The sequence below is a fragment of the Psychrobacter sp. genome, from assembly GCF_036731945.1.
In the GTDB taxonomy this organism is placed as follows: Bacteria; Pseudomonadota; Gammaproteobacteria; order Pseudomonadales; family Moraxellaceae; genus Psychrobacter.
This window is the reverse complement of the sequence record NZ_DAINDI010000070.1, coordinates 5,030-12,806: the sequence shown is the minus strand read 5'-3', so window position 1 is coordinate 12,806 and position 7,777 is coordinate 5,030. Positions and strand designations below refer to the sequence as shown.

At 42.5% G+C, this 7,777-nt stretch carries 7 protein-coding genes; 1 reads left to right on the top strand and 6 read right to left on the bottom strand.

Annotated elements, in window-relative coordinates; translation table 11 throughout:
• Window positions 1-511 precede the first annotated feature (511 nt).
• A complete protein-coding gene (locus V7D75_RS12290; protein ID WP_333614796.1) occupies window positions 512-2,716 on the bottom strand; it encodes a malate synthase G in 2,205 nt (734 codons plus the stop codon).
• Between the two features lie 525 nt (window positions 2,717-3,241).
• Between V7D75_RS12290 and V7D75_RS12285 the strand changes: the two genes are divergently transcribed.
• Window positions 3,242-3,982, top strand: coding sequence for a tRNA-(ms[2]io[6]A)-hydroxylase (locus tag V7D75_RS12285; RefSeq protein WP_333614795.1), 741 nt, complete (start codon window positions 3,242-3,244; stop codon window positions 3,980-3,982).
• Between the two features lie 163 nt (window positions 3,983-4,145).
• Here V7D75_RS12285 and V7D75_RS12280 read toward each other — a convergent pair whose 3' ends face one another.
• The 5 genes from V7D75_RS12280 to V7D75_RS12260 all read right to left on the bottom strand — a co-directional run.
• A complete protein-coding gene (locus V7D75_RS12280; RefSeq protein ID WP_333614794.1) occupies window positions 4,146-4,406 on the bottom strand; it encodes a hypothetical protein in 261 nt (86 codons plus the stop codon).
• A 92-nt stretch (window positions 4,407-4,498) separates the two neighbouring features.
• Window positions 4,499-4,888: a hypothetical protein gene (locus tag V7D75_RS12275; RefSeq protein ID WP_333614793.1), complete on the bottom strand. Its 390-nt coding sequence runs from the start codon at window positions 4,886-4,888 to the stop codon at window positions 4,499-4,501.
• Window positions 4,889-4,955: 67 nt separating this feature from the next.
• On the bottom strand, window positions 4,956-5,207 hold the full coding sequence (locus V7D75_RS12270; RefSeq protein ID WP_068407143.1) for a hypothetical protein: 252 nt from the start codon (window positions 5,205-5,207) through the stop codon (window positions 4,956-4,958).
• A gap of 43 nt (window positions 5,208-5,250) precedes the next feature.
• Window positions 5,251-5,421: a hypothetical protein gene (locus tag V7D75_RS12265; RefSeq protein ID WP_333614792.1), complete on the bottom strand. Its 171-nt coding sequence runs from the start codon at window positions 5,419-5,421 to the stop codon at window positions 5,251-5,253.
• 370 nt (window positions 5,422-5,791) lie between these two features.
• Window positions 5,792-7,777: polyphosphate kinase (locus tag V7D75_RS12260; RefSeq protein ID WP_333614791.1), on the bottom strand; the 1,986-nt coding region annotated here is incomplete at its 5' end.

Sequence of the window (7,777 nt, the reverse complement as noted above, 5' to 3'; positions counted from 1 at the left end):
TTTTAGTAATGAGCGAGCTATTATTAGCCGATGCCCAATATGGTATCGTCACAAATCCTCAAAGATATAATGTGTAACTGGCTACCGAGATTAGTCAGAAACAAGTGTGGCGAAGTGCTATTACCGTAAGATGAAAAAAACCATGACTTACATAACTGGTGTTAGAATCGTAACTGCCATGTAAATGCTGGTCTTTATCGCTCTGTTGCGTAACATCCGTTACCAAACTCATACTTCGATTACAAGCATAACAACTTTGACATAATTTGCAACATATTTTTAAATCTTTCATGACGAAAAATTCTAAAACCCATGCTTAACCTAAGGTTTAACGACTATTTAGATAAAAACAAAAAAACACCCCTACTCGCCATTGGCAAATAGGGGTAACTTTTTATCAGTAATCGACGTAGAACTATACATCGTTTTAAATAAGCACGCACATGCCAGCTATTAAAGCGCTACTTATACAGTGATAAGTAGCCCTAAAGTGGCTTTTATAAATAAGGAGTTAGCAATGCGTATTGGCTTTTAAGTCTAAACGCGCTTGATGCAATAATGGCTCAGTGTAACCACTTGGCTGCTCACGACCTTTAAAGACCAAATCACAGGCGGCTTTAAACGCGTAAGAATTATCGAAGTTATTCGCCATTGGCTGATAGCCATTATCGCCCGCATTTTGCTCATCGACGACTTTTGCCATACGCTTCATGGTATCCATGACTTGATCTTCGCTTACCACGCCGTGATGCAACCAGTTGGCGATATGCTGACTTGAGATACGCAAGGTTGCACGGTCTTCCATGAGACCTACATCATTGATATCTGGCACTTTAGAGCAACCAACACCTTGGTTTACCCAGCGTACGACATAACCTAGGATACCTTGAGCGTTATTATCAAGCTCTTGCTGCTTCTCTTCTTCTGTCCAGTTGGTATCTTTAGCTAATGGAATGGTCAAGATATCATCTAAGCTGGCACGCTCACGGGATTTTAGGCTGTCTTGTACATCGGCAACATTAACTTCATGGTAATGCATGCTGTGCAAAGTAGCGCCCGTTGGTGATGGAACCCAAGCTGTGCTAGCGCCCGCTTGTGGGTGCGCTATTTTGCTTTCCATCATCTCTTTCATCTCATCAGGCTTCGCCCACATGCCTTTACCAATTTGAGCGTGGCCTTGTAGACCGGTTTCTAAACCGATATCAACGTTCCACTGCTCATAAGCGGGTTGCCATGCTTGCGATTTCATATCGCCTTTACGGACAAAGGGCCCAGCGTTCATACTGGTATGCATCTCATCACCCGTACGGTCTAAAAAGCCCGTATTGATAAAGATAACGCGCTCTTTTGCTTGGCGAATTGCTTCTTTGAGGTTAACCGTCATGCGGCGCTCTTCATCCATCACACCGATTTTAATGGTATTACGCTCTAAGCCTAATAAGTCTTCAGCGGCGTTAAACAAATCGTTCGCCATTTTGACTTCTTCAGGGCTATGCATTTTTGGCTTAACGATATACATCGAGCCCTTGCGCGAGTTTGATAGCTCGTTTTTACCTTTTAAATCATTTAAAGACAATAGCGGAGTAATCAGACCGTCCATTAAGCCTTCAAAGATCTCTTCTTGACCGTTACCCAAATCAACCAAGATAGCCGGGTTTTGCATCAAGTGACCAACGTTACGAATTAAGAGTAGCGAGCGACCTGGTAGGATAAGTGCGCCGCCATCTGGCGTGGTGTATTCGCGGTCTGGGTTTTGTTTACGCGTACGAGTTTTACCACCTTTTTCAAAGGTTTCTTGCAAGTCGCCATTCATCAAACCAAACCAGTTGCGATAAACTTCTACTTTTTCTTCGGCATCAACGGCAGCGATTGAGTCTTCGCAATCTTGAATCGCCGTGATAGCAGATTCAAGTAATACGTCTTTGATGTTAGCTGGATCGTCTTTACCCACTGGGTGGCTGCCATCGATTTGGATTTCAGCATGTAGGTTGTTGTTTTTTAACAAAATACCAGTTGGGTTTTCAGCCTCACCGACAAAACCTGCAAACTGAGCGGCATCTTTTAATTCAGTGCTGCTGTCGCCTTGTACAACTTCAAGCTTGCCATCGACAACTTTAAAACCAGTGGCATCAGTGTATGAGCCTGATGCTAATGCAAAGTTTTCATCTAAGAATTTTTTGGCATAGGCGACGACAGCGGCACCGCGCGTTGGGTTATAGCCACCTTTAGCTTCTTGACCATTTTCATCGCTGATGACATCTGTGCCGTACAAGGCATCATACAAGCTGCCCCAACGAGCGTTAGTAGCGTTCAATGCATAGCGCGCGTTACGGACTGGTACCACCAACTGCGGGCCTGCGATATTGGCAATCTCGTCATCGACGTTTTGGGTGCTGACTTTGAAATCATCGCCTTCTGGTAGTAAGTAGCCGATTTCTTGTAAAAACGCTTTATAAGCTGGGTAATCAATATCGCCATTTTTGGCAGGATTGTCGAGATGCCACTGGTCAATTTGTTGTTGGATTTTGGCACGGGTCGCGAGCAGCGCTTTATTGCGCGGCGTAAATTCTTTAATGACCTTTTCAAAACCTGACCAATAGCTGTCTGAATCAACACCGACTTTCGGCAGCACTTCGTTTTCAATAAAATCGAACATCTGCTTATCGATGGCAAGAATGCCCTTTTGAATACGATTGGCGTTAGAAGACTGGCTCATATTGTTATCCTTATCTGTTCGTGAAGTGTGTTAATCCCGGATTGCTACTTATCTATATTGCTACTATTTAGAGCAGTGTTGAGCAAATGCTAGGGCGCTAAGCGTTACTTTTTGCGCTAGCATCGTTAGTTGATATAATATCGATTGGCTATTTATTCACTGACAATAATAGTAAGACAAAATATCCTAAAAGCAAAATCTCATCCTACTATCAAATAATGAAATAAACAAGGAAAGACCATTCATCAAGTAAATACTTAGGCTGTCTATAAATGATACCCTATAGGACATAAGCCTTAAGCACCATAAATACTTTGCTTGCACCTATATAGACAATTACTTCCATAAACGGGAAGTAATCATTACAACAGCAACCTATGCCTCATGGTTATTTATGTAGCGACAATATATAAGAGTAAAAATCACCCTAGACGCTATACAACACATTCACGGCTAAAAGACCTATTTTATCAATACTTTCAATATTCCACTTCTCCATAAATCTTAATGACATCCGATAAAACTATGACTATCAATACCCAAAACCTTGCAGCCTTAATCGAAGAAAATCATCATGAAGACAGTACTCAAGAAGACAGTACTCAAGAAGACAGTACTCAAGAAGACAGTGTCGACATCGCGCAATTAAGAACGCCACTAAAAGTAGACCTATCGCCTATTTATGAATTCTTAGGCGCGCGTACCACCCAAGCTTGGGTCAATGCTGCCATTGCTGATTTACCGTTAATCATTCAAGACCATGCCAACTGCGAAAAAAAAGCGGCTGGTACGGCGATGAATTTAATTTTTCGTTATGAGTTTTCTTATGACTTACAGCGCAAATTGGCACAATTGATACGCGAGGAGATGCTGCATTATGAGCAAGTGCTCGGCATCATGAATGAGCGCGGGCAAGCATGGAAGTATCTGAGCGCTGGACGTTATGCCAAAGGCATGCTCAAGCATAAGCGTACCTACGAGCCAGCGGCGATGGTAGACGTCTTAATTATTGGGGCATTTATCGAGGCGCGCTCTTGTGAGCGTTTTGCGGTGCTGGCGGAAGTCATTAATGATGAACGATTGGCGAAATACTATCGCTACTTACTTAAATCAGAAAGTCGCCACTTTGAGGATTATTTGGCATTGGCGCAGTCATTAGCTGAGGATAATATTGACGAGCGTGTCGCCTTTTTTAAAGAAGTTGAAGCAGAACTGATATCAAGTCCAGATACCGAGCTACGCTTTCATAGTGGTAACCCTGCTTAGTTAATTAAGCATCTTATTAATTTTCACCTGAAATAAAAAAGGTTTAACCGTTAGCGTATAAATTCTTGCTAAGGGTTAAACCTTTTTAAATCTTACTACTTAAAACGACACTATAAATTATCCGTTTCTTATTTTATTCAATATTTTATTGTTCTGAAAGCCATTATTTATCGCTTTCGGTTATCGAAGTATCATATTGTTTGTGATTTTTTACCACATGATGGGGATCGTGGTCATCCGTCAACCGTTCTGCTTCTGCCGGATTGACTTTTTGCAGGGCATCGTCAGGTACGATACCATTATTGTCATCAGCATCTTTTAGATTAGGGTTATCTTCTGGATGATTCAGCTTTTGCTGATTCACATCAACATCCCTATCCTTAACGTCCGTAGCATTAACGTTCTTGTCGTTTTGTATAGTCATAAGCCTTCTCTTTATAATTATAAGTATATAAAAAATAGCTATCTATATTTGCTAGCACTCTTAGCCTCGCTAAGCACTTTTAATCTTAACTATTAGAAATCTTTTTCATCAGGATTTAGCACGCGTGTTTGCGCATTATCGACGTTGGCGTAGCGATTTAAATCGTTTATATCGTTGCTTTTTGCCGCTTCAGGCTTAGTGGTATGCTCATTAACCCCCTCGTCAAAGGCATTGCCTTCTTGATCGCGGCGATCTGGCTGACGCGCAGGGTTGTCATTTTTGTTTACATGCTCTGTTTCTATCACACCTTCTTTAAAGGTATCGGTACCTTTATTGACTCTGGTATTGTCTTCGATTTCATCATGAGCAACAGATGAATGAACCTCATTCTCTGTAATAGCGGTTTCTCGAATATCAGTCTCCTGAATACGAGTTTTGGTTAATTCAGGCTCTTTGGTTGGCATATCTTTGGCTTGCATCATAATATCCTTATCGTTTTTTAAATTATTATTTTTATCGTTATGGTAAATTCGCTTATCATTCTTACATTTACTCATTATTTTTTTGAGACAAGTCATAAGCGTTTAAATCAGCGACGTTTTTGCCACCGGGTGGCAAATCTTCTTCCTTACGTGGGTCTACATATACTTCATCGGTTTCCTGTGAAGCTTGTTCTGGACCGTCAATATCCGGCTCGTACTTTCGACCTTTGTAACTGTCTTTAGGATTTTTTGGTTTTAATGCCGCTGGATCATCAATTGGTACTGGTTCTTCATCATTAGGTTGGGTAAAGTCTTTCATGGCGTGTCCCTCGCGTTTGTTGTAGAGCAACAGATTAGTTTTATTATTTATCAGTACGCAAATCATCTTCGATAAAAGGCGTTTTTTGCGCTTCGCTTAGATTTTCTGGTTTATCGACTTGCTTGTTATCTGCTAAGTTTTTTTCGATTTGTTGACTATCTGCTTGTTCTGCCGCTTTTTTTACATCAGATGTGTCATTATTAGTATTACTCATGGTGCAATTCCTCTTGTTTATAATTTATTTATAATAAAATTGTGCTAGCTATGATTAGCTTGTCCTTGCTCGCTCTTTATAAATTATTGATATATAGACTGCCGTCTATCAGAGACAAGGTGTGACTTAATTATAAGAATAATTTTTGACTGCTCACCAGTGTACTGCGGTATCAATGTGTGAATAAATGTGAGGTTAGCCGACAGTTTGTAACTTGCTTTTCATCAGTGCGCTACTTTTTTAGTAATTTATTCCGCAACTTTATAAGCGCTGTTAAATAAAAAAACCAAGATCCGATAAATACGGATGCTTGGTTTTTATTTGGGCTTTTCAATGCTTATTGAATCGAAAAAGGTTATTGAAAAATAGTCTAAGTTGTCTCGCCAACGCCGTTAATGACCTTTAATAAATGCTCTTGCGCGATATGCGGCGTTTCATCTGCCGCTGGCTGTAATTGCTGCCAAACGCCATTACCGTCAAGCGTCCAAGCTTGAGTATTGTCTTGTAGATAGTTGATTAAACCATCTTGATAAATTTGCTTAAATAGCTTTTTGTCTTCGATTGGGAACGCCACCTCAACGCGGTGGAATAAGTTGCGGTCCATCCAGTCAGCGCTGCCGCAATACAAGCGCTCATCGCCCGCATTATAAAAGTAATAAATGCGCGTATGCTCCAAAAAGCGGCCAATCACAGAACGGACGGTGATATTTTCGGACAAATCTTTTACTTGCGGGCGCAGGCAGCACATGGAGCGCAAAATCAGCTCAATCTTAACGCCTGCTTGCGACGCATCATAGAGTTTATCAATCAGTCGGCGCTCGGTCAGCGCATTGACCTTGATGATAATATGAGCGCGTTTGCCTGCTTTAGCTTGAGCAATTTCATCATCGATAAAACTCATGAGCTTTTCATGCAAGGTAAACGGCGCATGTAGGAGTTTTTTTAGATTGGCAGGTTTGCCCATGCCTGTTAGCTCTTGGAAGATTTTGTGCACATCCTCTGAGATATCAGGGTCGGCACTAAATAAACCATAATCGGTATAAACTTTGGCGTTGGCCGCGTGATAGTTGCCCGTACCGAGATGCACATAACGGCGGATTTTATCGTCTTCACGGCGAACGATAAGCATCAATTTGGCGTGGGTCTTGTAACCGACGATACCGTAAACCTCTTTACCATTACGCGCCGCCGCCGCTAAGGCTTTAACGATTTCTGAATTGGTGCCTGAACGATATAGCGTTTGCTTAATGGCGAGCACTTTTGGATCACTTGCTGCTTGCCACAATAGATTGATAATCGGTGAAAACGCATGAAACGGATGGTGCACCAAGACATCGCTCTTACGCATCGCGGCAAACATACTGGTCGCTTTATCGAGCTTATCAACTTCACGGCGGAACGGCTTGGGGACGACATGGGTAAAAGGCTGATAGCGTAGCGCTGGGATATTAAAATCAAACAGCAAGCGCGTTAAGTTGACAGGCCCATTGACGCGGTAAAGTTGATTGTCGTGTAGCTCAAACTCATTGAGCAAATAATCGCTAATCGGCGCTGGGCAATCGGTAGTGACCTCTAAACGCACCTTGTCGCCAAAGCGGCGGTTTTCAAGTTCGCCCTCTAGTGCCTTGGCAATATCATCGACATCCTCTGCCAAATCCAAATCGGCATTGCGCGTTAGTCTAAACTGATGACAACCAGTGACGTTCATTCCCGGGAACAGCTCACCGATATGCTCATGAATCACCGCCGACAGCATCACATGATGCTCTTTACCACCCGTCAGCTCATCAGGCAAACGAATGACACGCGGCAAGCTGCGCGGCGCTGGTACAATGGCAAGATTGATATCACGACCAAAGGCATCTTTGCCCTCTAACGTGGCGATAAAGTTTAAGCTTTTATTCACTAAGCGTGGAAACGGATGTGCAGGGTCAATACTGATAGGCGTCAAGACTGGTGAAACTTGCTCGGTAAAATACTGCTTCATCCACGCCGATTGCTCAGGAGTTAGCTCATCACGTTTTAAGTAGCGAATATCTTCTTGGGCCAGGGCTGGCAATATATCTTCATTTAAAATGCGGTATTGCTCGCTGATGGCTTTATGAGTGACAGCAGAGATTTCTCTGAGCACCTCGCTTGGGCGCATACCATGAGCGCTGGTTGAGACATCACCCATATTGAGTTTTTGCATGATACCGGCGACGCGAATCTCAAAAAACTCATCCATGTTGGAAGAAAAGATAATGAGGAAAAACAAGCGCTCTAACAAAGGATGGCGCGGACTGGCCGCCTGCGCCAGCACTCGCAGATGAAACTGCAACAAAGACAAATCGCGATTGATATAGCTGCTCGGTGA